This window comes from Geomonas agri, assembly GCF_020179605.1.
GTDB classification, from domain to species: domain Bacteria; phylum Desulfobacterota; class Desulfuromonadia; order Geobacterales; family Geobacteraceae; genus Geomonas; species Geomonas agri.
This window is the reverse complement of the sequence record NZ_JAINZO010000001.1, coordinates 878,451-903,745: the sequence shown is the minus strand read 5'-3', so window position 1 is coordinate 903,745 and position 25,295 is coordinate 878,451. Positions and strand designations below refer to the sequence as shown.

Here is a 25,295-nt window from a genome sequence, read left to right as displayed (position 1 = left end):
TTCATAAACCGACTTCCACAAAATATGATGCATGCCACACTACAGCCACATTGATCGCCTGGCCGGCTCCCGGAGTTCTCCGCCGGCAAAGGCTCTTGTATGACTGTCGAAAACTTTTGACCGAGCTGGGCCAAGGGAAGGACCATCCGCGGGTTAACACACCGCCCCATGGTTCCATCAGGGGACTGGAAATGATCGGCTCTAAGGTCCGCGACGGGAACACAGTGCAGGAGGGTGCAAATCGGCATTGAAACTGTTTGTTGCGGGGCAGGATTTGAATCAATCCGATAAAGTGGAGACGCCGTTTATACGCGGACAACCGCCCTGTGGCGGCAGCCCCGCTAACGCACGCATAAGCTATACAGCCCAGGCAAGCGCCGCAGGTTTCCGCCCTACAATCGAGATCGGAACCCCTTTCTTGCGGCTGGTGCGGTGGGCAGTGCAAAGAAGCTGCAGGCCAGCGAGGTCGACCTCGGTTACATTTGCGAGGCAGAGTTCAACCTTCTTCTCAATGGCAAAGACATTTAATAGCACTTCCGCGACATCATTGACCTGCACGACCGTCATCGCCCCCCTGATTGTCACGAGGGTGCTGACCTTGTTGGCTGTGACCTCAAGATTTTGCAGTGGCACGTCACACCTCCGCCTCGCTGGACCGCTCGTGGCCCCTGTGGGGGTTCTTTCACCTATTCCAGATCGCTCTAGCTTAACAGTCTGTCGTTATCGAAAATCTAGGAAAAGCGCCCATGCCTCCAGGGACTCCGCGTCGATCTGGGTGCCGACGCGCGGAACTCGCAATCACCCCTGTTTTAAAGTTCGAATGCCCATGCAACTGCTTATTTTCTTTTCCAATTTAAACATTTCAACACCTTTCCCATGAATCAAGAAGCAATCGTCCAAGGTTAATTGGATAGACCTGCCACCTGCAACTATGCCCAGAGTATGGTATGAACGAGACTCAATAGGCAATCCATAGTCTATCCCCACCCAAGAGACATCTACTCCAACCGCAACGGCGATCTCCCTGGTCCGCCTGACGATAGACTCGGCCCCCACCCTCCTGCGATCATTCAAAGCTGGGCAATCCATGACATGTTCCCCTGTTCTGTACACTGCAAGACACAAATCCGTACAACTCTGGGTGACAGACGCAAGAGCTTATCACTGCCTTTATGGTGGGTTTCTTTTGCGGCTAAGATCTGGCGAATCAACTAATGCTTAACTACCGCTAACACGCCAAAGTGTCAACAAATAAGTAGTTAGGCACGTGTTCACTTTTAGAACGCAAACAGCACCGCTGTTGAACACTAGCACAGCAGCACCTCTTGCTCAGGCACTTTTAACGGCCGGTTACGCACCTAATCTCTAGAATTTTTCAAACGCCTCATCGGTCAATTTTAGTTCCACTGCGGACTGGTGCCAAATTTCCATTTTATCGTCGGGACTGAGTTCCTCGGTATTCAGAGCCTATCAACAAGAAAAATTCAAAATTGAGGACCCATTCCGCCACACATATGGGGCTTTTCCCCAACAGGAGTACCAGAAATCCCGCTCGTATCGCAAGATGCAGGTTCCAACCGGCCTTATGTTCAATTTGACCTTATTGGAAGGCGTATCCGTTCCATATTTCCGGTGTGGGTAGAGCTTGGGCGCCACTGGGGGCAAAATTCCGCCCCCGCCTATTACCATGCCGTACACCCCGCCCTTTTATGTTTACCAACCCGACCGTCTTCAACGGTCCATCTGTTCTCACACAACGTCGGGGCGTTGACAAGCACTTATAACAGCGCTAAGTATAAGAGTTACCAAGCTGCATGCTCTAAGTACTGTAGCTCGCTGCGATGGTAGTCGCGGGCCGTTCTTCGAAGGTAGAACATCAAGCTGCTGGGCGGGGGAGACTGTGAACACGTTCTCAAGTCTTTTTAACAATGCAGCATTGATGCTCATCCTCTGCATCGTTTACGATACGTTCAGCATTTATGCGATCTCGAACAAAAAGCTGCGGGTGATACTTACCGGCGTCCTGGTAGGGTGTATCTGCATCGCGGTCATGCTCACCCCCTGGCCCTTGGAAAAGGGATTGTATTTCGACACCAGGTCGGTCCTCCTGAGCCTTTGCGGACTTTTTTTCGGCGTAATTCCCACGATGATAGCAGTCGCCATAGCCGGTGCGTTCCGACTCTACCAAGGTGGTCCGGGAGGGGTAATCGGAACGGTCGTCATCGTAGTCACCGCATCGGTGGGGCTACTTGGAGCATATTGGAAGGATAAGCGCGGCAAGCCTCCCAACTGGATGCAGTTGTACGCCTTCGGCGTTGTCGTCCACATTGCCATGATCTCCTGCATGTTCCTCTTCCCTGCGGCAATGCGCGACATCATCCTCAAGAATACGGTCCTTCCCATCCTCCTCATATATCCGGTCCTCACCACCATTATCGGCCTCATCTTGAAAAAACAGGAAGACCGCCGCACAGCCGACAATAAACTCCTTTACTCAACCGCGCTAGCCACTGCAGCCCTGGAATCAACCCCTAACGGTATCCTCATTGTGAACCGGGATGGCACTGCAACGCGCTGGAACCGGCGATTTGTCGAACTCTGGAAGATACCAGGCCATCTGCTCGACATGAGCGACAACAAGCCGCTGCTTGCCCATGCCTCCTCCCTAGTAGCCAACCCTGAGGAATTTATCGCTCGGGTCACCGAACTGTACCAGCATCCGGAAAAATCGTGCACCGACACCCTCTATCTCGCCGATGGGCGAATCTTCGAGCGCTACACGCAGCCCCAAAAGGTCGGCAAAGAGATCGTGGGGCGGTTCTGGTCATTTCATGACATCACCGAGCAGAGAAAAGCGGCCGAATCGCTGCAGATGATGCGTTTTTGCGTCGATCATGCGGGGGACAGCATGTTCTGGATAGACAACGAGGGGCGTATCCTCTACGTCAACGATGCGACTTGCGCAGGGCTTGGCTATTCCCGAGAAGAACTGCTGCGCATGAGCATTTTCGATATCGATCCGGATTTCCCAGCGACCGTGTGGAACGAGCACTTCGAGAACCTTAGGCTGCGGGGACACATCATCTTCGAAACCCGCCACTGCGCCAAAGATGGACGGATTTTCCCCATCGAAGTCAACGCAAACTACGTACATTTCGGCTGCCACGAATTCAATTTTGCCTTTGCCCGGGACATTACAGAGCGTAAGCGTGCCATGGAAGAACGGCTGAAACTGGAACAACAGCTTCTCCATGCTCAGAAGCTCGAAAGCCTTGGCGTGCTGGCCGGCGGTATTGCTCACGACTTCAATAACATACTCACTTCGATACTGGGCAACGCCGATCTGGCTCTCATGCGCATCAACCCTGAATCTCCCGCCATCGATAACCTGTACAACATCGTAAAAGCATCGGCCCGGGCCGCCGATCTGGCCAAGCAGATGCTGGCATATTCCGGTAAGGGGAAGTTCGTTATAGGCAATCACGACATCAACGATCTGCTGGAAGAGATGCTCCACATCCTCAAGGTTTCCATTTCGAAAAAGGCGATGCTGCGCCTCAACCTCACCCACCCCCTGCCCCCGATCGAGGCGGATGCCACCCAGATTCGCCAGATCATCATGAACCTGGTGATCAACGCCTCGGAGGCCATGGGCGACGAAAGCGGCATGATTACGATTACCACCGGCAGCATGCAGTGCGACCGCAGCTATTTGAAGGACGTCTGGCTCGACGAGAACATAACGGACGGGCTTTATGTCTTCATTGAAGTTGCCGACACCGGGTGCGGCATGAGCAAAGAAACGCTCGCCAAGCTGTTCGACCCCTTCTTCACCACGAAATTCACCGGTAGGGGGCTCGGCATGGCCGCTGTCCTCGGCATCGTCCGCGGGCATAAGGGCGCGGTCAAGGTTTACAGCGAACCGGGTAAAGGGAGCACATTCAAGATACTTCTCCCTGCCAGCAGCAAACCCGCCGATACCTTCGATCACGACACCGAATGCGACGATTGGAAGGGGAGCGGCACAGTGCTCCTGGTTGACGACGAGGAGTCCGTTCGTGGGATTGGATCCGAAATGCTCAAAGAGATGGGTTTTGACGTCGTGACCGCCACTGATGGCCGGGAAGCGATAGACAATTACCGGTCACGTCCGGATATCAGGTTTGTCATCCTCGATCTCACCATGCCGCGCATGGGGGGCGAACAATGCTTCAGGGAGCTACGTGCTCTAAACCCGAACGTGAAAGTGATCATGAGCAGCGGGTTCGGTGAATTGGAGGTGACGGAGGCGTTTGCCGGGAAGGGGCTGTCCGGTTTCATCCAGAAGCCGTACAAATTCGTGGCTCTGCGTGAGAGCATCCTTAGCTTGGGACTCGATCAAAAGGACAGTTAGAGACCAGCACTAGGCAACAGGGGGGGGAAGCCCCTCTGGAGTCATGGAGCAGCCGCCCCGTTTTACACCTCATCAAAGGAGCTTGCCCGGGTAAGTTCAGCCAGTACTTCCTCCAGACCAGCCGGACTGTATGGTTTAGGCAAAACTGCGCTGAAACCGAACCTGGCGTACTCGGCGAGAATGGGATCGACGCCCTTTCATTGTGCAACTGCCTTGAGGCACTAAAGCGGCAGGTTATGCCGCTTGGATCTTGTCCAATGAGTTAGAAAAAGGGGCCGGCTCGGTTTTGCGTCCCTTACCTTTTTTCAATTTTTTCATGCCAGCGGCGGTATGGCTATAGCCCGCGCCCCCCAAAAGCCCTATCCACCGGTACTCGGATCAGTTGACATGAACCCGATTAATGATACTACTTGCCGGAGACGTCACATTAAAAGGAGGCATACGATGAAGAGATTCGCTCTTTTGGTCCTGGCAGGTTTAGTAGCGATGGGCAGCGTACCCGCTTTTGCTGCTGACGCAGGAGGTAAGGATGAGTGCTTGCTTATCTCCAAAAACTGCAAAGACGAAGTAGACAGCATCCAGCAGAAGATCAGGAGAATTCAGAAAGAGATCAAAAAGGGGGGCAAAGTCTACACAGCAGACGAGTTGAAGAAGCTTCACGCCAAGCTGAAAGAGGCGAACCAGGTCCTCGAGGACCTGGAAAGGCCTGGGAAATAGCCGAGCTGGGCTTTCTTCCCACCCCACCGAAGGCCGCTGCGTCGTTTTGAGCGGTGGCCTTCGCCTTGTCATTAAGTCGTTCAGCAAAATGCGTCTGCCAGCGGTGGGATTGCTTCAACCGCAGAGTGACTCAGTCTGCAGGCTGAGGCTTCGCAAATGAGTCTCAGTTTTTTCAAGGTTGAGCGAGGTCGCACTGTCCCCCGCGCTCCAATCCTACACCAGACTCCCCTCAGGACGCCGGTGTAGGAGCAGTAAAGAAGTTTACACCTCAGTCCAACAACTCCCGAATCTTACGCAAAAGCGCGGCAGGCTGAATCGGTTTGGACATCAGGTGCAGCCCCTGGTTTTCCAGCCCGGCCTTATTGATGATATCTCTGGTATAGCCGCTCATGAAGAGGACCTTGACGTCGCCTCTGAGCTTCCTGATCTCGGTGAAGGCTTCCCAGCCGTTCTTGAGCGGCATGATGACGTCCAGAAACAGCAGATCGATGCAGGCCCCTCTCTCCCGGAATTTTCTCACACCATCCGCACCATCCACTGCCTCGATGACTTGGTAGCCGTTACGCACCAGCACTTCACGGAACAGCGACCGGACCTCGGCGTCGTCCTCTACCAGGAGGATGGTCTCGCCCGCACCTAACCGGACTCTCACCCCGTCCCGATGCGCTTCCACGACGCGCTCATGGGTTAGCGGGAGATAGACCCAGAAGGTGGTGCCGCTGCCCGGTTCGCTTACTACGTTGATGAATCCGTCGTGTTGCTTCACGATGCCGTACACGATGGAGAGCCCGAGCCCGGTTCCCTTGCCAACATCCTTTGTGGTGAAAAACGGTTCGAACACCTTCTCAAGCGTTACTGCATCCATTCCGGTTCCGGTATCGGTAACCGAAAGGATGGCGTAGTCGCCTTCAAGGCCGTACCCTTGGGCTGCCACAAAGGCGGCATCGACCTGGGCCGAACCTACCGCAATGGTGAGCCGGCCGCGCCCATCCATCGCGTCCCGGGCGTTACCCACCAGGTTGAAAAGCACCTGTTCCATCTGGCCGCGGTCGGCGTGGACGACCGGGGAGACCTGGGGCATCTCCAGGCTCAGGGTGATCCCCTTGCCGAGGATGGGGGGGAGAAATTTGGTGACGCCAGCAACCAGTTCGTTCAGGCGCAGGGGGGCCGGGTTATGGGGTTGTTTTCGGCTGTAGGCCAGAAGCCCCTGGGTCAGTTCAGCCGCCCTGTCTGCCGAGGTGAGCAGCAGGTCCAGATACCTCCGAGCCTCCTCGGAAAGATCGGCCTGGTCCCTCACCAGGGTGCCGTAGCCAATGATGGCAGTGAGCCGGTTGTTGAAGTCGTGAGCTATGCCGCCGGTAAGGGTTCCCAGGGCCTCTACTTTTTGGGCGTTTCGGAGGTGGGTCTCAACCCGGTGCTGTGCGGTGATGTCCCGCATGTTGAGCACCACTCCGGACAGCCGGTCGCCCACTAGGTAAGGAGTCGACACGCGCTCGACGATGCGTCCATCGACGAACTCCATCACCAGGGTGCTTTCCCGCTCAGGGTGTGCCATCTGCTCGGCCAGACGTTTTCGAAACAGTTCCGGATCCTTGAGCTGGTTCAGCACGCAGGCCAGCATACTCTGGTAATTCCTCTCCGCCATGACCTCGTCCGGCAGTCCCACGGTAAGGGGATACTTACGGTTATGCAGGACCACCCCCCCGTTCAGATCGAGCACGACAATGCCGTCGGCGATAGATTCCAGCGTCGCCGAGAGGAGAGACAGAGCTTCCTTGTTCTTCTCCTCGAGGCGTTTACGCTCGGAGATGTCCCTGATGAAGGAACAGATGCGCCCCCTGCCCTGGTGGACCAGGAAGTTGGAGCTGACTTCGATGGGGACAGAGTGCCCGTCCCCGGCCTGCGCCATGAGTTCGACGATTTGGGACCCGTCCCGTTCCAGGTGCCGCCAACGTTCGGACCAGTGTTCCGGCGTGTACTGTGGCACCAGCTTGAATACCGTGAGAGTTGGTACCTCAGCAGGGGAGACGGCGAATATGCGGCAGAGACTCTCGTTGGCGAAGAGGATGCGCCCCTCCTCATCGACCCAGGCCACACCGTCGCGGGTATGCTCGACGCTGTAGCGGGTGAAGCGAAGTTCCTCCTCGGCCTGGTGCCGTTCGGTGACGTCCCGGGCTATCCCTGTGCTCCCCGCGATCTCTCCTTGGGCGTTGAAAAAAGGGTTCTTGATGGTTTCAATCCAGCGGGGCATGCCGTCGCTACCGACCAGTTGCTCTTCGACCCGCATGCTGGTCCCGCTCTCCATGACTTCACGATCCCCGGCGCGATAGACCTGTGCCAGTTCCGGAGGCCAGATGTCGAGATCGCTCTTGCCCACGAGGGAGTCCGGGGAGTGGCCGCAGGCTTGCCCGAACGGTTCGTTCACGGCGACGAACCTGCCTTCCTGATCCTTGATCCAGGCCATGTCGGGAATGCTGTTCAGGATCGCCTTCATCTTCCGGTCGCGAAGTTCCAGGGCCCGGTCCGCTTCCCGCCGTGAGCGCAGGTTGAGCAGGGCGAAGCCGAGGAAAAGGAGGTTCAACATGCCCCCCCCGACGACTACCTTTGTTTTGATGTCATCGTAGAGTTGGAAGAACTCGCTCTTCTTTATGCCGACGTATAAGGCGCCGATCACCTGGCCCCGGTCATCCTTGATCGGATCGTAGGCGGTGAAATAGTCAGTACCGAGGATGGGTGCCTCGCCCCGGTAGAAGGTCCCTTTTTGGAAGAGGGCGTCGAAGGCCGGGCCGACCAGTCGGGTGCCGGTGGCTCGCTTGCCGTCTGGGGTGAGGACGTTGGTTGCGACTCGTACATCGCCCTGGAAGATGGTGGCGGTGCCGCCGAAAATCTCCTTGACCTGGTCAGGAAGTTCGTTGTTGCCGCTCAGTTGGTAATCGTCCACGAACAGCTTGCCGTTTTTGACGGCAAAGTGGGAGCCCTTCTGCTTGAGCAAGGTCCAGAAAGCCCGGAGACGTTCCTGCTGTGCGCTCCCGGCATCCTGGACGGCGTGGTTGCGCAGTTGGGCAAGGAAGAAGAGAGTGGCGGAGATGAGTGCGACGGTGACGATTGCCGCATTAAGAATGGTGTAGCGAGTGTGTGCCTTCATGCCGACTCAGGCCTCCATGTATCTATGACAGCGCCTGGACACCTTTTACCATAGCAGGAGGTCACTATACCACCGATATCGAAAACGTGGTGGATCCTGCCAAAACGGAACGGAGAGCACGGTGTTCGCCGGGCGTTGTCAGCTACTTTGTACCATTTCCCAAAATGCTCCTGCCTGGAACAGCTTGCCATCGCCCGGGTGTCGTTGCTAATTTGAAAACCTCTCGTATATTTTACACATGCGCAAGAGTTTCACAGCCATAGTGCTTGTCACCATAATTCTGCTTTCGCCTGTTGCATGTTTTGCTCATCCATGCACACCCAATCATGTTGTGTCCAACACGGAGACACAACTGCAACTTGCCTCTTCCGAGCAGTGCCCAGTCCAGCATGAGGCAGATTTTTGTGAAACGAGTTGCTGCTGTGCTGACTATGTTCGGCCTGCATTATTCTTGGGAGTGGCATACTCCTCAGATAGCACCCGTAGCCATATTCCCCCGCGTAGCATATATCTTCCCAAGGTGCCCGACAAAATATACGTCCCCCCGCAAAACCGCTACCACTCCGCGTAACGTCAACTTAGTCCAGAACTCTTAGGAACCAATCATGTCGGAAAAGTCGCTCACCATACTGAAGCGGCTCTTCGTCGCTATCATTGGCCTGACATTGCTCGCCATCGGCATTGCCATGATCGTACTACCCGGTCCGGCAATCGTCATGATCCCCCTTGCCCTTGGCATACTGGCGAGCGAGTTCGCCTGGGCACGGTATCTTTTGCATAGATTTCGGGAACGAATTGAACGTTTAAGGAACAATATCAACCACAACCAATCAAGGAGAACACCATGAAATGCCCCATATGTACTGGAATAGACCTCAAAATCGCCGAACGGCAGGGCGTGGAAATCGACTACTGCCCCGAATGCCGCGGCGTGTGGCTTGATCGGGGGGAACTGGACAAGATCATCGAGCGCTCCCAGACGCAATCTGTGCCGTATAACCAAAGCCAGCAGCCGCACAACGATAGTTACCGGCCGCAATTCCATGACAGACAGCATGATGGTCACGGACATGACTCGCATGGCTACCACAAGAAAAAATCCTGGTTGTCCGAGTTATTCGACTGACCCAGAACGAAACTGGTTACGCAACCTAACCAGCTGTAACTACAAAGAATGTTGGGGACAAGGCGGTCCAGGTTGCGGTCGTTGGAATGATGATCTGACGGGCAGGTGACCATTGTTTATGCGGCACCACAATGGCAGAAGATCCGCGACTCAATCACCCCCGGAGGCCAGGTGGCCGTGACAACAGAACAACATAAGCTAGCCGGACTCACCTCAGGAGAGGCGGCACAGATCCTTGCGGAAGAAGGCCCTAACGAACTCCCGTCTTCCGGACAGCGGGGCAATCTCAGGATAGCCATCGATGTCATGCGGGAGCCCATGTTTTTGTTGCTGGTTGCCTGCGGCGCCATCTACCTGCTGGTAGGAGACATGCAGGAAGCGCTCATGCTCCTGGCATTCATCTTTTTCGTCATGGGGATTACGCTCTATCAGGAGCGAAAAACGGAGCGTGCCCTGGATGCCCTACGGGACCTTTCCAGCCCGCGTGCATTGGTAATCCGCGATGGAACCAAGAAAAGGATTGCCGGACGCGAGGTGGTACGCGGCGATATCATCATTCTTGCTGAAGGTGACCGGGTACCTGCCGATGCCCTGGTGCTTGACTGCACCAACCTTTCTACTGATGAATCGCTGCTGACGGGGGAATCGGTTGCAGTCCGAAAACGCCCGGGGGATGCGTCATCACTTCCGGCCAAGCCTGGCGGCGACGATATCCCCTACGTATTTTCGGGCTCCATGGTGGTGAGCGGCCAAGGGATCGCTCGAGTTGTCGCCATCGGCCAACGGAGTGCTATCGGCAGGATCGGTATCGCTCTCCAGGGAGTGTCCGGCGAAGAGAGTTTGCTGCAGAAGGAAACCGGCCGTCTGGTCCGGATTCTTGCCACGGTGGTATTGGGTCTCTGCGCCGTCTTGATCGTCACCTATGGCCTCACTCGTGGCGCCTGGCTCGAGGGAGTGCTGGCCGGGCTCACCCTTGCCATGGCCATCATGCCCAACGAACTGCCGGTTGTTCTGACTATTTTTCTCGCCCTGGGGGCTTGGCGGCTTTCGCGCACCCGGGTACTGACCAGGCGCGCTCCGGTGGTCGAGACCCTTGGTTCGGCAACGGTACTCTGTGTGGACAAGACCGGGACCCTGACCCAGAACCGGATGACCGTCACCGCTTTGCACGCCGACGGTATCCTTTGCCCGATCGGGGATTTTCGTAACACACCTCCGCTGGAGATCTTCCATGACCTCGTCGAGTTCAGCATTCTTGCCAGCCAACGGGACCCGTTCGATCCCATGGAGCGGGCAATCAAGGAATTCGGTGAGGCATACCTTGCCAACACCGAACATCTGCACGGTGACTGGTTTCTCGAGAAGGAATATCCGCTTTCTCCGGAACTTTTGGCTATGTCACATGTCTGGCGAGCACCGGCAGGAGCAGATTACGTCATTGCCGCCAAGGGGGCACCGGAGGCCGTGGCTGATCTGTGCCATTTCAACGAGGGGCAGCAAGCCGAAATGATGAACGCAGTTACCCGGATGTCCAATGACGGGTTGCGCGTATTGGGCGTGGCCCGGTCGAGCTTTCAGGAAAAAGGGTTGCCGGGAGAGCAGCATGATTTCACGTTCGAGTTTCTGGGGCTGGTTGGCATGGCCGACCCGGTGCGCCCCACGGTGGCACCCGCCCTTGCCGACTGTTACCGCGCGGGTATACGGATGATGATGATAACCGGCGATTATCCGGGCACTGCCGGAAGTATTGCCCGGCAGATAGGCCTTAGAGAGCTGGATCAGGTCATTACCGGACCGGAACTGGACCTGATGAATGAGACTGAATTACGTGAGCGAATCAAAACGGTCAATGTTTTCGCAAGGGTAGTACCAGAGCAGAAACTACGCTTGGTGCAGGCCCTCAAAGCGAACGGCGAGATCGTTGCCATGACCGGTGACGGCGTCAACGATGCCCCGGCACTGAAAGCCGCCCACATTGGTATAGCCATGGGAGGTCGCGGTACGGACGTTGCGCGGGAGGCATCAGATCTCGTTCTTCTTGATGATGATTTTGCGTCTATCGTGAGGGCGGTGAAAACAGGACGGCGGATCTTCGACAACCTGAAGAAGGCGATGGCCTACCTGCTGGCCATCCACGTGCCTATCGCAGGCATGTCGCTCATCCCCGTATTCTTCAACTGGCCGCTTCTGTTTATGCCGATCCATATCGCTTTTCTCCACCTGATCATAGACCCGGCCTGTTCCATCGTCTACGAAGTTGAACCGGCCGAGGCTGCAGCAATGGACCGCCCGCCGCGCGACTCGAATGAACCGCTCTTCAGCAGGAACGTTCTGCTGTTAAGCACACTCCAGGGTGTCGGAGTTTTGATGGTATTACTTGCGGTCTTTGGAATATGTCTCGACCGTGGGCAGGGAGAATACGAAGCACGCACGTTGGCGTTCATGACGTTGATCATCGCGAATCTCGGCTTGATGATGACCAACCGCTCCTGGTCTGCAACGATGGGAACCATCCTGAAAACGCCTAATTCCGCCCAATGGTGGGTGACCGGAGGCGCGGTGGCGTTCCTGGCTGTTGTGCTTAATGTCCCCATTACCAGAGAGGTATTCCGCTTTGGTGCTGTTCACCCACTGGACGTGGCCATTTCATTATCAGCGGGTGTTTTGAGTATTGTCTGGTTTGAGATCTTCAAAGGGTATCTGAATCGTCAAACTAGGTAGTTGCGGCAGGTGTGCAAGCCGTAAATCGTCACTTGCAGCCACATAGCTTTCCAAGCTGTGGATCGGCTTCGAATTTTAACCCGGTATCGGCTTCCAACGGTGCCCCGCCCTCTAAGAAATGTTGTGCCTTTACAGATTGCGGGGGAGCTACGGTAGCGCTAAGAAAATTGATGTCCGGATGGACGGCGGCGGCCGCGAAGGCGGCATGACCGTTGTCCGCCTCGAAGAGCGCGAACTCGGAGGCGCCCAGCGCGGCGCGCAGGAAACGCCGTACCGACACTTCGTCTTACACCATGAGCACGCGCGGCAGGTTTCCCCCTGTGTTTTCCACTGCCGCTACACCGCAAGTCTTAGTCACACTACACACCTTGTTCTCCTTCCCGCACCGGTTCTACGGGGAGCGTTACGATCATCCTCAAGCCGCCCCCTTCCCGATTCTCGGCGCGAATTTCTCCCCCATGCGCCTCCACTATGCCCTTGCAGATGGAAAGCTCCATCCCGGTGCCACCAGCCCCATCCGGGACCGTAACCCGGTAGAACTTGTCGAAGATCCGGTCCAGGTCCTGCGGCGGGACACCGGGGCCCCGGTCGGCGACCTCGATGATCACGCTGCCGCCTGTCGCCCGCGCGTTCAACTCCACGGGCCGGTCCCGCGGGGCATATTTCGTGGCGTTGTCGATCAGGTTTACCAGCACCTGGGTCATGAGGACCATATCGATGCTAACCAGCGGCAGCCCCGGTTCCACCCGGGTCTCCAATCTGGACATGGCCAGTTGGGGGGCCAGTGCTGCGAGGGCGCACCCTATCAGGTCCTGCAGGTCCGACGGTTCCGGTTTCAGCTTCAGCGCCCCTGCCTCGAGCCGGGTCATGTCGAGGAGGTTGGCGACAAACCTGTTCAAACGCGCAGCCTCCTCCCAGGCCGCGTCGAGCAGGTCATGTCGGGTCGCCTCCTCCAGGGCCATGTTTCGGTCGCGGAGAGCGCCCAAGGCTCCGCTGATGGTGACCAGAGGGGTGCGCAGGTCGTGGGAAATGGAATTCAACAGCGCCCGTTCCAGGCTCTCGCGCGCCTGTAGAATTTGGGCCTGCTCTGCTTGCTTGGCCAAGAGCACCCTTTCCACGGCAAACGCCGCCTGTGTGGCGAAAGCATGCAACAGGCGCCTGGTAAGGGGCGAGGCGTAATCGGTCTCGGCTTTGAGCCGAATACCCAGCACGCCCAGCACCTCCCCCGAGGTCTGCAGCGGCAGATACAAAAGTTGCGCTGAAATGAGCGTATCGGTGCCGCGTCCGGCCGGGGAGTTGTTTCTGAAGGACCAGTCCGCCACCGCATGCTCCTTGGTCTCCAGGATCAGTCCCGCGCTTGCCGCGCGCAAGACCAGCCGTTCTCCTTCCGGTATCAGTACCGCCACCTCGCCCCCAACGCTGCGCTCGATATTCCTCACCGTGGCGGACACGATGCCGTCTAAGTTGGAAGCTACGGCCAGATCGCGGCTCAAGTAGTAGAGACTCGATGTCTGCTCTTCACGCTCCCGAACCGAGTCGGCCCGCTCCCCCGACTGCGAAACCAGGGTGCTGATGACGACGCAGACGGTGAAGAGCGCGATAAAGGTAATCACGTATTCCGTATCGGCGACGGCGAAGGTCAGGTACGGCGGCACGAAGAAGAAGTCGAAGGCGAGAACGCTGAAGAATGCGGTGAGCACCGCCGCACGGCGCCCCAGTTTGGTCGCGGCAAGCACGAGCCCCAGGAGGTAGATCATCATCAGGTTGGTGGGTGCCAGCGCCCCCCGCAGCACCTGGCAGAGCAGGGTGATCCCGACAACCAGGACCGCACCCTTCAGATACCCTGCCCACGGGGCCGGCTTTTTCGGAGCTGTCGCCGGTTTGGCTTTTCCTACGGCAACGTCGATGCTGACGACGTAGACGTCGATGGGCCCGGAGAGCCTGATAATCTCGTCTACCAGGGGCTGGCGCAGGAACTCGCGCCAGCGCGGCTTCATCGGCTTGCCCACCACGACCTTGGTCACATTGTTCTGCACGGCGAATTGAATCAGGGCCTGGGGTACCGAGGTTGCAGTCAGCGTCGCCACATCCGCCCCGAGGCTCTCCGCCAGGCGCAGGTCGCGCCATACCCGCTCCCGGTTCTCGCGGGCATGCCTGCTCAAGCCTGGCGTCTCGATGTACACGGTATGCCATCGTGCCTTCATCTCGTCGGCGAGCCGCCTCGTGGTCCGGATCAGTTTCTCGCTGTAGGGACTGCCGCTCACGCATACCAGAAGCTTTTCCGCAGCCGGCCAGGGTCCGGTGATCGATCGAGCCTCCATGTAGGCGCGCATCTGGTCGTCGACCCGGGATGCGGCGCGCCGCAGGGAAAGTTCACGCAGTGCCATCAGGTTGCCCGGCTTGAAGAACTTCTCTGTGGCCAGCATCGCCTTTTCAGGAATGTAGACCTTCCCCTCACGCAGCCTTTCCAGGAGGTCTTCTGGCGGTATATCCACCAGCCTGATCTCCACCGCCTGGTCGAGCAGCTTGTCGGGAACCGTTTCGCGCACGATGACGCCGGTGATCTGGGCCACCACGTCGTTGAGGCTCTCGAAGTGCTGAACGTTGACAGTGGTATAGACGTCGATGCCGGCGCAGATGAGTTCCTCGACATCCTGCCAGCGCTTCTCGTGGCGCGCTCCCCGGGCGTTCGTATGGGCCAGCTCGTCCACCAGCGCGATCTGCGGCTTGCGGGCCAGCACCGCATCGACGTCCATCTCAGGGAGCCGCACCCCCTGATACTCGATCTGCAGCTTGGCGACCAGCTCCAGCCCTTCAAGGAGTAGATCCGTCTCGCTCCTGCCGTGGGATTCCACATAGGCCGCGACCACGTCGCGCCCCTCGCGCTTTCTCACATGCGCTGCTTCGAGCATCGCGTAGGTCTTCCCCACGCCTGGCGCGTAACCCAGGAAGATCTTCAGCTTTCCCCGCCCGCTGTGCGCCTCCTCCTCGGCCCGGGCAACCTTGAGGAGCGTTTCCGGCGACGGTCTGGTCTCGTCGTCTCGCATCGTTACCTGCTCTCTTGGTTATCCAGCGCCAGGTTCAGTTCCAGTACGTTCACCCGCGGCTCTCCCAGGAAACCGAGCTGACGGCCCTTGGTGTGGTCGGTGACGAGCCTCTCGACCAGGTGCGTCGCCATGCCGCGCGCTTTCGCGATGCGCGCCACCTGCACCATGGCCGCCTCCGGAGCGAGGTCCGGGTCCAGCCCGCTGCCCGAGGCCTGCACCAACCCGGACGGGATGCCCCCCGCGGCACCCGCATCGTGCAAGGTCTTGACCCTCTCGGAAACCGTCTTCAGGTAGTCGGGGTTGGTGGGACCGGAGTTGGATCCGCCCGACGCCATCGGGTTGTAGCCGAAGTCCGCCGTGGCAGAAGGGCGGGGCCAGACATACCTGGCGTTGGAGAAGGGTTGGCCGATCAGTGCGGAGCCTATCTCGCGGTGGTTCTGGTCCGTGATGATGCTTCCCTGCGCCTGTCGTGGGAAGAGCGCATAGGCAATGCCGGTGACTAGGGCCGGATAGATCCCGCCGCAGATGACGGTGAACAGTAGGAACATCAGTAACGCTGGTCGCAATTCTTTCATAGAGGTATCCTCGGTATGTCTTACTCTATCTGAGTCGGTCGCTTCACGCAAACAGTGACACTGCCATGTCTATGGCCTTGATGCCGATAAACGGCGCTATGATTCCGCCCAGGCCGTAGATGAGCAGGTTGTGGATCAATAGCTTCTCGGCAGGCATGGGACGGAACTTGGTCCCTTTGAGCGCCAGCGGCACCAGGATCGGTATGATGATCGCGTTGAAGATCACGGCCGACAGTATGGCGCTGAAGGGGCTGGACAGGTGCATCACGTTCAGTACGTTCAACTGCGGGTAGATCGACAGCATCATGGCCGGGATGATGGCGAAGTACTTGGCCACGTCGTTGGAGATGCTGAAGGTGGTCAGGTTCCCCCTGGTCATCAGGATCTGCTTGCCCACCTCGACGATATCCAGGAGCTTGGTCGGGTTCGAGTCGAGGTCGATGATGTTGGCCGCCTCGCGAGCGGGCTGGGTGCCGGTGTTCATGGCGACCGCGACGTCCGCCTGGGCAAGCGCCGGGGCGTCGTTGGTGCCGTCGCCGGTCATGGCCACCATGTAACCTTGCTCCTGGTTCTCCTTGATCAGGCGCAGTTTGTCCTCGGGTTTCGCCTGGGCCAGGAAGTCGTCCACTTGCGCTTCAGCCGCTATGGCCGCGGCGGTGAGCGGGTTATCGCCGGTGATCATCACCGTCTTGATGCCCATGCTGCGCAACTGCTGGAAGCGCTCCTGGATCCCTCCCTTTATGATGTCCTTGAGGTTGATGACGCCCATGATCTCCGCATCGCTGCAAACCACGAGCGGCGTCGCCCCGGCACGGGCGATCCTGTCCACCACGTCCACAAGGTTGGAGGGAATGGTGCTGGCGCCCATGCTCCTGACGAAGGAGATGGCGGAGTCAGAGGCCCCCTTGCGGTATTTCCTGCCGAGGGTGTCGACACCCGACAGGCGCGTCTCGGCGCTGAAGGCGATGGTACGGGCATCGGGGGGGAGGGATTCCATTTTCAGGTCGAACTTCTTCCTGGCCAGTACGACGATGCTTCTCCCCTCCGGGGTCTCGTCGGTGAGCGACGCGAAGAGCGCCGCCTCGGCCAGTTCCATCTCGGTGTGCCCAGCCACCGGTACGAACTCCACCGCTTCGCGGTTGCCCAGCGTGATGGTGCCGGTCTTGTCAAGCAGGAGCACGTTGACGTCACCCGCCGCTTCGATGGCGCGCCCGGAGAGAGCGATCACGTTTTTCTGGAAGAGCCGGTCCATGCCGGCGATGCCGATGGCCGGCAGCAGCGCGGCGATGGTGGTCGGCGCCAGGCAGACGAACAGGGCGACCAGCACGGTGAGCGACACCGGCGTTCCCTGTCCCGCTGCCTTGACAGAGTAGACGGAAAGCGGACTTATGTTGGCGCAGACCAGAAGGAACACCAAGGTGAGCGCGATGAGCAGCACTTCCAGGGCGATCTCGTTGGGGGTCTTTCTCCGTTTGGCCCCCTCGATGAGGGAGATCATGCGGTCCAGGAAGGTTTCGCCCGGGTTGGCGGTGATTCTGACGATGATGGAGTTGGCGATGACCTCGGTGCCGCCGGTGACAGCGCTGCGGTCGCCGCCGGACTCCCGCACCACCGGAGCCGACTCGCCGGTGACCGCCGCCTCGTTGACCAGTGCCGCTCCGGCCACGACGTCGCCGTCCCCGGCAATCATCTCGTGGGCCTCGACGAGTATGTAATCGTCTTTTCTGAGCGATTGCGCCGGAACCGTCTCGTGGGGCGTCCCGAATTCGGGTATTTTCAGCCGCTTCGCCGTCACCTCGGTGCGACTTTTCCTGAGAGACGCGGCGCGCGCCTTGCCGCGCCCTTCCGCAAGCGCCTCGGCGAAGGTGGAAAAGAGCACCGTGAGCCAGAGCCAGATGGAGACGAGGCCCGTGAACCACGCCGGCTCCTTGTTGGCGCCGGTGAGCGACATGACGAAGGTGACCAGGGTGATGACGCTTGCGATCTCGACGCAGAACATCACCGGGTTACGCCACAACCCCCTCGGGTCAAGTTTTTTTATTGATTCCAGCAGCGCAGGCTTCATGATGCGCAGATCGAACATGGATATCGGTTCGGGTGCGTGTTTCGACATGTCACTTACCTCCCAGCATGATCAGGTGTTCGACGATCGGCCCCAGGGACAGAGCGGGGAAGAAGGTGAGCGCACCGACGATGAGTATCACCAGGGTCAGCCAGAGCGCGAAGGGAGCCTTGTCCGTGGGGAGTGTTCCCAGGCTAGGGGGGACGTATTTCTTGCCGGCGAGGGAGCCGGCCATGGCCAGCGAGGCTACGATGGGGGCAAAGCGCCCGAGGAACATGGCAACTGCGCCGGAGAGGTTGTAGAAGACGGTGTTGCCGTTTAGTCCTGCGAAGGCGCTGCCGTTGTTGTTGGACATGGAGGCGAAGGCGTACAGCACCTCCGAGAGCCCGTGTGCGCCGGGGTTGGCCATCGAGGAGATGGCCGACGGCAGCAGCAGGGCAACTCCGGAGAAGATCAGCACCAGCACCCCCGAGGTGAGGACGGTGATGATGGACATCCACATCTCGCGCACCTCGATCTTTTTCCCCAGCAACTCCGGCGTACGTCCGATCATCAGCCCCGCGATGAAGACCGCGATCACAACGAAGGCGATCATTGTGTAAAGCCCGGTCCCGACCCCTCCGAAGACCACCTCCGAAAGGAGGATCAAGGACAGCGGAACCATCCCGCCCAAGGGCGTCATGGAATCGTGCATGGCGTTGACCGCACCGCAGGAGGTGCCGGTGGTCGCCGTTGCGAACAGTGAGGTGCCAACGAGACCAAAGCGTGTCTCTTTCCCCTCCATGTTGACGCCGTGCACGCCGAGCTTTGCCACCAAGGGGTTGCCGCTCGTTTCCGCACAGTAGAGGACGGCGGTCGCGGTAACCAGGATTGCAAGCATCACCGCCAGCAGCGCCCATCCCTGGCGGGTGTTCCCCGCCATCACCCCGAAGGTGTAGGTGAGGCTGCCGCCGATGAGAAGGATCAGGAAGACCTCCGCGATGTTGGAGAGCGGGGTTGGATTCTCGTAAGGGTGCGCCGAGTTCGCGTTGAAGAAACCGCCGCCGTTGGTGCCCAGCTCCTTGATCGCCTCTTGGGAAGCGACCGGCCCCATGGGAAGGGTCACCTCTTTCACCGTGACCGTTTCGGTCACCGCGTTCCCCTTGGCGTCCTTTAGGGCGTTCCCTTGCGCATCGAGTTTGGGCTTGTCGTAGCTGGTCGCCTGGACCAGCGGCACCGTCTTATAGCCGCTGAAGTTCTGGATCACCCCTTGGGACACCAGGAATACCGCGAAGGCCAGCGAGATAGGCAGCAGGACGTACAGGGTGCACCTGGCGAGGTCGACGTAGAAGTTGCCGATCTCCGAGACCCTGCGCCGGACGAAGCCGCGAATGGTGGCGATGGCGACCACGATGCCGGTAGCGGCGGAGAGGAAGTTGTGCACCGCAAAGCCGGCCATCTGGGTGAAGTAGCTCGCGGTAGACTCGCCGCCGTAGTTCTGCCAGTTGGTGTTGGTCATGAAGCTGACCGCCGTGTTGAGCGCGAGGTGCCATGAAAAAGCCGGGAACTTCTGCGGGTTCAGAGGCAGGATTCCCTGGAGCAGCAGGATTGCCAACAGGGCTACCCCGCAGATGAAGTTGAAAAGGATCAGCGCCCACGCGTAGCGCTGCCACTGCATTTCCTCATCCTTGTCCACGCCGCAGATGCGGTAGAGGAAGCTCTCGCAAGGGACTAGGACCGGCGAGAGGAACGTGCGCTGTCCCTGGAAGACCTTGGCAAGATAGCTCCCCAGCGGCTTTACCGCCAGCAGCAGGAGTACGAAAAAGAGGATGGTCTGAAGCCATTCGTACATGTTCATGGTGTTCTCCGTGTCTTTTTACTTCTGCTTGAGCCGAGTGGTAATGATGCAGGCCGTTGTGCCTTTCATTGCCAGACTCCCCGGTTGCGCAAACCCCTCGATAACGTGCCCTTCGAAGTAGTAATCACCGATCGTACCGATTACCTTGATCTTGCCGGTCTGCTTGGTTACCACCCCCAAATCGGGGGGGTACTCGCGGTAAATGGTCAGGATGTCACCCGTCTTGCTGGCGTTACGCACATCCTGGGTGCCACTGTGAAACATATGCACTTTGGTCCCTGTCGTCATCACATCGTCCTCTTTCAGGTAGACAGGCTCCTGAACGGAAGGGGGGTAGGAAACGGCGAACAGGGGAGAGGCCAGGAATACCGACAACGTCAACAGCAGTGACAACTTTTTCATCTCACACTCCTTCAACATCAGACCGTGCCAGCGGCACCCTCTTTACCGGTTCTCTATTGTAGAGATGAGGTGCTTCAGGACATGAAGAAAGATCTTCAAGGCGATGCTCCAGTTGGTTTTTCTACACCTTGGTATCACCATATCTCTGAACATCTAAAGACGGTGTTAAAATGTCCCGTAAAGGCATTAAGAAGCCGTCAAGGCAATAGCCGTTATCCTGGTACGGCAGGAGATTCGCGCTAACGTTCATGCAGTCGGAGCCACCGCCACCTGGGGGGCACAGGTTCCTGCGCTAGCGAACTAAGGGAGCTCTTTCCCCAGACGGGAGAGGACATTATCGGCGGGAATTCCGGGGTCAGAAACGTCATGAAGATGGTATGGCCGCTTACTAAGCTTTCTAACACGGTGCTACCTTTGGAAAAAACTGGTACGGGAAAGGAGCTAATCGCCAACGCGATCAATTTCGGCTCCCCGCGCAAGAATGGCCCTTACATCAAGGTCACCTACGGTGCCATCCTTCAACCGCTGATCGACAGTGAACTGTTTGCCCATGAAGTTCGATCCACACACAACCGCCCCAAATCGACTCGTACAGCCTCAGGAAAGGCTGCCGGGCATCCTATCTCCTGATGAGTGTCCGGTGTGTTTGGATCGGCAAGTGAGCAATACGGCGGGTCTGTTACATCAATTCCAGCATTACCCTGCTGATCTCATGGAGAGGTGGCCGGAGTCGCAGATGGTTAACAGCGTCAAGAACGATTCTGTGCCTCTTCTTAAAAATGCAGCGCCTTTTCAAACCTCAATCCCATCCCCGTGTTCGTCAACCTAACCACCTTCGCATTTATGCCGACGGTGGGAGTGTCATTGATGGTGAGTGAGACCACGTCGTTTATTTGCACCTTGGAAGCCGCCGTCACAAAGGCACCATCAACGCTGACATTCTCCACTTGCCCCTCAATGTCGTGATTATTCCAATGGATGTATGCCTTCGCACGAAAGGTAAGTCTGGCTGAAATTCGTTTCTCCATGTCCACGGCCGCCCCCCCCTTTAGATCACTTTGAGTTGTTGTGATGCTGTCTGATCCCCACCAACTTTCCCACTGTGCATCTACATTGAACTCTGTCTAGTAACCACCGAGGTAGGTGACTGCAAGGCTGTTGGCAGGTACCTCTGTTAAGGTGATACCCGGGTGACGTCAATAGGCGGTCCTGTTCCGAGGCGTTGGGGCTAACCCAAGACTCCAAAGGCCTAATTTATCAAAGATAACTGTACGGCGGCTAGGAGATATTACAAGGTTTACCGCTCCATCTATCTAATAAAAATCGTTACCGATTCTCCAAGGCAGCCCCGGTTTTCGCATGAACTTTCGCATGCATCCGGGTCTTTCGCTTATCTTCCCTTTCCGCAGGCCCTCCCGAAGTCGGCAAGGAGCTTCAGACGGTTCTGCTCCAAGCCCTCCAGGGCGCGCCGTTCCGAGCCGTGCAGTTGTATGGCCAGTGCGTCCTCAAGGTCAGTAGCGACTTTAATTTTTGGGAAAACTGCGCTGAAACCGAATCTGGTATCGTCGGCGAGAATGGAGAAGGAGTCTTAATTGCCTTATCGTTCCTCCGTTTGTTCTAATGATTGAAGGTCACAGCAAATAATTACTGCTACAAGCACCTGCCTTTCACCTCGTGATTTTAGTTACTTATCCACCTTTGTTCATTCGTTGCCGATACATTGCAAAAAACTGCATGCTCTCTACCAGTCACAAGACACATTAAATAGATATTGACACGTAATTACAGCTACTTACGTGATTGTGCAGAAAATGTGCAAACCGTAAAAGTGCCTATTTTTGCGTCACAACCAGTGCACTTATCCACAGGATTTGAGGTCTTATCCACAGAGGCAGTGGAAAGGTGTCGAATCTAACCAGACTGTACAACGATTAATGAAATAGTTGGAGGTGGGCGAGGCATGAGAGGTAGATTCCGCTACGGGGCAATAAAAGCGTGGAGTAGAAGCAGGTAATTTGCCAGGCCCTCCACTCCTCCAGGTCGAGGGCAATTTCCTCGGAGACCTTTACTTTGGGCGGCACTATGGTCCCCGTAAGCAAGTATTGGAAGCAAGCAGAGGCGCCGTCAGCCTGACGACGAACCAGTCCCACAAGCTTCCAGCCCTTCGTGGAACTGGCGCGACCTGTGTTGGAAGCAGCCAGAGATCCTGGCTTAAGTTCTTATCTAGTGCGCCGATAGTTAGAAGATCTTGTGTGCTCCTTCATCGCGACGCAGTTCCGTGACATGCAGGGGCAAATCCAGCGGAGGGTGGAGGTAAGAATGGGTTGGTTCTTCAATCTGGGTATCGGAAAGAAACTGATGGTGAGCTTCATGATGCTTGCATTGATTGCTGGCGGAGTAGGGTGGATCGGGACCGTGAAGCTCCATACGATCAAGGCAGCCGACCAGCTCATGTACGAAAAGGTCACGATTCCCTTGGAGGAGATAGGTGCCATTGCAGTTGCTTTTCAGAGGGTCAGAATCAATCTGCGCGATTTGGTGGAGACAAACGACAATGCCGAGAGGGAGAAGATTCTGGGAACCATCAAGGACTTGCGCACCGGTATTGGGGAGAAGGTCGCCGCCGTCGAGAAGACTATCATGACCGAAGAGGGACGTAAGCTACTGGATGACTACAAGCAGGTCAGAGTGGAGTACGGGCAGTACATAGAGAAGGTTATGGACCTTGCCAAGGTCGACCGTGATGCCGAGGCCAAGAGCATCCTCCAGGGGGACGGGAAGAAGGCTGCTATGCATTACCAGGAGGTGTTGGACCGGCTGGTAGACTCAAAGGTAAGCCAGGCAAAGCTGACTGCGGAAAAGAACGAGAAGGTGGCCAGTGAAGCAACCTCGGCCATGATTGGGGCCGCGGCGGGGGGGATGGTCGTCGCACTTCTGCTGGGATTCTTTATTTCACGGATGATCACAGCCCCGTTGCGCAAAGGGGTAGATTTTGCCCATGCCATTTCGAAGGGAGATCTGACCAAGAACCTCGAAGTTGGCAGCAAGGACGAGGTTGGACAACTTGCCCAAGCGCTGAACGAGATGGTCGGTAACCTTAAGGAGGTCGTAGCCTCAGTGCAGAGCGCCTCAAGCAATGTCGCTGCAGGTAGTGTGGAGCTCTCTTCGAGCGCGACTGAGATGAGTCAGGGGGCGAGCGAGCAGGCTGCTGCGGCCGAAGAGGTTTCCAGTAGCATGGAGCAGATGAGCTCGAACATCAGCCACAATTCGGACAATGCATCCCAGACCGAGAAGATCGCGGTGCATAGTGCCGAGAGTGCCAAGGAGAGCGGCAAGGCTGTGGAGCAGACTGTACACGCCATGCGGGAGATAACGGGGAAGATCACCATTATCGAAGAGATCGCTCGACAAACCAACCTTCTTGCGCTGAATGCTGCGATCGAGGCGGCGCGTGCCGGAGAGCATGGTAAAGGGTTCGCTGTGGTGGCCGCGGAGGTCCGGAAGCTTGCCGAGCGAAGCCATAAGGCTGCGGTAGAAATCTCTGAACTCTCGGCTAATAGCTTGGATGTTGCGGAGAAGGCGGGAGGGATGCTCGTGCAGATGGTGCCGGACATCCTGAAGACTGCCGAACTGGTTCAGGAGATCAGTGCTGCGAGTCGGGAGCAGGGTACTGGGGCTGAGCAAATCAACAAGGCAGTACAGCAACTCGACCAGGTCATCCAGCAGAACGCATCTGCCAGCGAAGAGATGGCCTCAACCGCAGAGGAGCTAAGCTCGCAGGCCGAGGTGTTGCAGTCGAGTATCAGCTTCTTCAAGATAGATGGTGGCAGCACCGCGCCTCGGCCCTGCACCCCGCAAGCTAAGGCACGTAAAGCGATTCCTAGTTCACATACCTTGCGTAAGGCTGGTGTATCACAGCAGCCCAAGGAAAGGCACGGGGTCGATATTGACATTCGCCATGACACCTTTGACCAAGGCTTCGAGGCATACTGACCATGGAATCCGTCTCCTCCGACCTCATCCTGGAGAGCCTGTTCGAATGAGTCTACTTCGTTGACGTCCACCGCGCCATCAAGTACTGGAATGCTGGAGCGGAGCGGATCGCGGCCCACCCCCACGGCCGCGGTTGTTGGCACGCACTGTGCCGACAACCGCTTCTGCCACGCCGACGGGGTGAGGGGGGGACGCGAAACTGATGAGCGAACGTAGGTACTCTTTTTGGGGGGGCGGAGAAGGACCGGAACTAAAAGGGACCACTAAAGAGGAGTATGCGCTCGCCCTGCCCAGCTCCACAAAACGGTTCAAGCAGATGCTAAGATTTTTTATAGCCGACGGCTATGCTTCATCAACCGACGGCACCAGGACGTACCTCAAAAAACAGCAGGCCGCTCTTCAAGACTCTCACCTCTCTCAAAGGAGAATGTGCAGCGTGTGTGGTCGATTCGCAGTTGATGTTCCTGCCAAGGTACTTTCGGAATCTTTGGGGTTGGCAGAGGTACCCAATCTAGCGCCACGATACAACGTGGCCCCGACCCAGGAGGTAGCGGTGGTCAGGGAAGGTGCGGACGGGGACAATAGGCTCGACCTTTTGTACTGGGGGCTGATTCCCGCGTGGGCCAAGGAAAGGTCGATCGGCTACAAGATGATCAACGCGCGGTCGGAGACGCTCCAGGAGAAGCCTTCCTTCCGCCAGGCCTTCAAATACCGCCGCTGCGTGATCCCCGCTTCGGGCTTTTACGGGTGGCGGCATGAAGGGAAGGCGAAGATCCCCCACTATATCCGCATCCGTGAGGGGCTCCCCATGCTGTTCGCGGGGCTCTGGGAGACCTGGAAGTCGCCCGAGGGGGAGCAGGTTGAGTCCTTCACCATCCTGACCACGGGCGCCAACAGGCTGTTGGAGTCCATCCACGAGCGCATGCCGGTGATCCTGCACCCGGACGAGTGCGGGCGCTGGCTCGACCGGCACCTTACCGATCCGACGCCCCTCTCCGTTTTTTTTCAGCCTTACCCTGCCGACCTTTTGGAGATGTGGCAGGTGTCGCCGCTGGTCAACACGCCGAAATATGACAGCTGCGAGTTGATCGCGCCGGCCTAGCCACCTTGCGCATTCCGACCTCAAAAAGTGATTGACACCAAAATCAGCAACCTGATAGTTTAATGTTAAATTGTATGATTTAAAATTGATGGTCGCTCGAAGCTAGCTCCTTCCACCGTGACTCGACACCCACGCAAATTGGCCAGGGGGAGCTTAAACAGCAAAAAAATTCAAC

General features: G+C 57.5%; 18 protein-coding genes. 9 read left to right on the top strand and 9 right to left on the bottom strand.

Annotated elements, in window-relative coordinates:
- Positions 1–357: 357 nt before the first annotated feature.
- Positions 358–633, bottom strand: a complete 276-nt coding sequence (locus tag K7R21_RS03925) for an STAS domain-containing protein (RefSeq protein ID WP_224981982.1) — start codon at positions 631–633, stop codon at positions 358–360.
- A gap of 1,267 nt (positions 634–1,900) precedes the next feature.
- On the opposite strand from K7R21_RS03925, the gene K7R21_RS03920 reads away from it, so the two are divergent.
- A complete protein-coding gene (locus K7R21_RS03920; RefSeq protein WP_224981981.1) occupies positions 1,901–4,393 on the top strand; it encodes a LytS/YhcK type 5TM receptor domain-containing protein in 2,493 nt (830 codons plus the stop codon).
- Between the two features lie 444 nt (positions 4,394–4,837).
- Complete coding sequence (locus K7R21_RS03915; protein ID WP_224981980.1) at positions 4,838–5,110, top strand: hypothetical protein; 273 nt, start codon at positions 4,838–4,840, stop codon at positions 5,108–5,110.
- 268 nt (positions 5,111–5,378) lie between these two features.
- On the opposite strand, the gene K7R21_RS03910 is transcribed toward K7R21_RS03915, so the two are convergent.
- Positions 5,379–8,255, bottom strand: a complete 2,877-nt coding sequence (locus K7R21_RS03910; RefSeq protein ID WP_224981979.1) for a PAS domain S-box protein — start codon at positions 8,253–8,255, stop codon at positions 5,379–5,381.
- Positions 8,256–8,860: 605 nt separating this feature from the next.
- On the opposite strand from K7R21_RS03910, the gene K7R21_RS03905 reads away from it, so the two are divergent.
- The 3 genes from K7R21_RS03905 to K7R21_RS03895 all read left to right on the top strand — a co-directional run bounded on the left by K7R21_RS03905 (position 8,861) and on the right by K7R21_RS03895 (position 12,102).
- Positions 8,861–9,103 (top strand): PGPGW domain-containing protein, encoded by a 243-nt coding sequence (locus tag K7R21_RS03905; RefSeq protein ID WP_224981978.1) that lies wholly within the window; start codon positions 8,861–8,863, stop codon positions 9,101–9,103.
- Positions 9,100–9,381, top strand: a complete 282-nt coding sequence (locus K7R21_RS03900; protein WP_224981977.1) for a TFIIB-type zinc ribbon-containing protein — start codon at positions 9,100–9,102, stop codon at positions 9,379–9,381. Before K7R21_RS03905 ends, K7R21_RS03900 begins: the two co-directional genes overlap by 4 nt.
- Positions 9,382–9,486: 105 nt before the next feature.
- Complete coding sequence (locus K7R21_RS03895) at positions 9,487–12,102, top strand: cation-translocating P-type ATPase (RefSeq protein WP_224981976.1); 2,616 nt, start codon at positions 9,487–9,489, stop codon at positions 12,100–12,102.
- 28 nt (positions 12,103–12,130) lie between these two features.
- Here K7R21_RS03895 and K7R21_RS03890 read toward each other — a convergent pair whose 3' ends face one another.
- The 6 genes from K7R21_RS03890 to K7R21_RS03865 all read right to left on the bottom strand — a co-directional run bounded on the left by K7R21_RS03890 (position 12,131) and on the right by K7R21_RS03865 (position 20,025).
- The gene (locus K7R21_RS03890; protein ID WP_224981975.1) at positions 12,131–12,382 is read right to left on the bottom strand and encodes a response regulator; all 252 of its coding nucleotides are present in this window, start codon (positions 12,380–12,382) and stop codon (positions 12,131–12,133) included.
- Positions 12,383–12,461: 79 nt separating this feature from the next.
- Entirely contained in the window at positions 12,462–15,149 is a 2,688-nt protein-coding gene (locus K7R21_RS03885; RefSeq protein ID WP_224981974.1) for a sensor histidine kinase, read from the bottom strand.
- Between the two features lie 2 nt (positions 15,150–15,151).
- Complete coding sequence (gene kdpC / locus K7R21_RS03880; protein WP_224981973.1) at positions 15,152–15,724, bottom strand: potassium-transporting ATPase subunit KdpC; 573 nt, start codon at positions 15,722–15,724, stop codon at positions 15,152–15,154.
- Positions 15,725–15,767: 43 nt separating this feature from the next.
- Positions 15,768–17,837: a potassium-transporting ATPase subunit KdpB gene (kdpB, locus tag K7R21_RS03875; protein WP_224981972.1), complete on the bottom strand. Its 2,070-nt coding sequence runs from the start codon at positions 17,835–17,837 to the stop codon at positions 15,768–15,770.
- A gap of 1 nt (position 17,838) precedes the next feature.
- On the bottom strand, positions 17,839–19,623 hold the full coding sequence (gene kdpA / locus K7R21_RS03870; RefSeq protein ID WP_224981971.1) for a potassium-transporting ATPase subunit KdpA: 1,785 nt from the start codon (positions 19,621–19,623) through the stop codon (positions 17,839–17,841).
- 18 nt (positions 19,624–19,641) lie between these two features.
- Entirely contained in the window at positions 19,642–20,025 is a 384-nt protein-coding gene (locus K7R21_RS03865) for a hypothetical protein (protein WP_224981970.1), read from the bottom strand.
- A gap of 81 nt (positions 20,026–20,106) precedes the next feature.
- On the opposite strand from K7R21_RS03865, the gene K7R21_RS03860 reads away from it, so the two are divergent.
- Together K7R21_RS03860 and K7R21_RS03855 are read left to right on the top strand one after the other, a co-directional pair.
- The gene (locus K7R21_RS03860) at positions 20,107–20,268 is read left to right on the top strand and encodes a hypothetical protein (protein WP_224981969.1); all 162 of its coding nucleotides are present in this window, start codon (positions 20,107–20,109) and stop codon (positions 20,266–20,268) included.
- Positions 20,269–20,295: 27 nt separating this feature from the next.
- The gene (locus K7R21_RS03855) at positions 20,296–20,655 is read left to right on the top strand and encodes a sigma 54-interacting transcriptional regulator (protein WP_263630601.1); all 360 of its coding nucleotides are present in this window, start codon (positions 20,296–20,298) and stop codon (positions 20,653–20,655) included.
- Between the two features lie 143 nt (positions 20,656–20,798).
- On the opposite strand, the gene K7R21_RS03850 is transcribed toward K7R21_RS03855, so the two are convergent.
- Positions 20,799–21,053, bottom strand: a complete 255-nt coding sequence (locus tag K7R21_RS03850; RefSeq protein ID WP_224983407.1) for a PilZ domain-containing protein — start codon at positions 21,051–21,053, stop codon at positions 20,799–20,801.
- 1,291 nt (positions 21,054–22,344) lie between these two features.
- Between K7R21_RS03850 and K7R21_RS03845 the strand changes: the two genes are divergently transcribed.
- Both K7R21_RS03845 and K7R21_RS03840 read left to right on the top strand, forming a co-directional pair.
- Positions 22,345–24,018: a methyl-accepting chemotaxis protein gene (locus K7R21_RS03845; RefSeq protein WP_224981968.1), complete on the top strand. Its 1,674-nt coding sequence runs from the start codon at positions 22,345–22,347 to the stop codon at positions 24,016–24,018.
- Between the two features lie 427 nt (positions 24,019–24,445).
- On the top strand, positions 24,446–25,120 hold the full coding sequence (locus K7R21_RS03840) for an SOS response-associated peptidase (RefSeq protein ID WP_224981967.1): 675 nt from the start codon (positions 24,446–24,448) through the stop codon (positions 25,118–25,120).
- Positions 25,121–25,295: the final 175 nt, after the last annotated feature.

What these genes read in the sequence shown, in the direction of transcription:
- K7R21_RS03885 (WP_224981974.1), bottom strand. Translation starts at nt 15,149, where the DNA reads ATGCGAGACGACGAGACCAGACCGTCGCCGGAAACGCTCCTCAAGGTT.
- K7R21_RS03905 (WP_224981978.1), top strand. Translation starts at nt 8,861, where the DNA reads ATGTCGGAAAAGTCGCTCACCATACTGAAGCGGCTCTTCGTCGCTATC.
- kdpA (WP_224981971.1), bottom strand. Translation starts at nt 19,623, where the DNA reads ATGAACATGTACGAATGGCTTCAGACCATCCTCTTTTTCGTACTCCTG.
- K7R21_RS03860 (WP_224981969.1), top strand. Translation starts at nt 20,107, where the DNA reads ATGAAGAAAGATCTTCAAGGCGATGCTCCAGTTGGTTTTTCTACACCT.
- kdpC (WP_224981973.1), bottom strand. Translation starts at nt 15,724, where the DNA reads ATGAAAGAATTGCGACCAGCGTTACTGATGTTCCTACTGTTCACCGTC.
- K7R21_RS03915 (WP_224981980.1), top strand. Translation starts at nt 4,838, where the DNA reads ATGAAGAGATTCGCTCTTTTGGTCCTGGCAGGTTTAGTAGCGATGGGC.
- K7R21_RS03840 (WP_224981967.1), top strand. Translation starts at nt 24,446, where the DNA reads ATGTGCAGCGTGTGTGGTCGATTCGCAGTTGATGTTCCTGCCAAGGTA.
- kdpB (WP_224981972.1), bottom strand. Translation starts at nt 17,837, where the DNA reads ATGTCGAAACACGCACCCGAACCGATATCCATGTTCGATCTGCGCATC.
- K7R21_RS03900 (WP_224981977.1), top strand. Translation starts at nt 9,100, where the DNA reads ATGAAATGCCCCATATGTACTGGAATAGACCTCAAAATCGCCGAACGG.
- K7R21_RS03910 (WP_224981979.1), bottom strand. Translation starts at nt 8,255, where the DNA reads ATGAAGGCACACACTCGCTACACCATTCTTAATGCGGCAATCGTCACC.
- K7R21_RS03865 (WP_224981970.1), bottom strand. Translation starts at nt 20,025, where the DNA reads ATGAAAAAGTTGTCACTGCTGTTGACGTTGTCGGTATTCCTGGCCTCT.
- K7R21_RS03850 (WP_224983407.1), bottom strand. Translation starts at nt 21,053, where the DNA reads ATGGAGAAACGAATTTCAGCCAGACTTACCTTTCGTGCGAAGGCATAC.
- K7R21_RS03845 (WP_224981968.1), top strand. Translation starts at nt 22,345, where the DNA reads ATGGGTTGGTTCTTCAATCTGGGTATCGGAAAGAAACTGATGGTGAGC.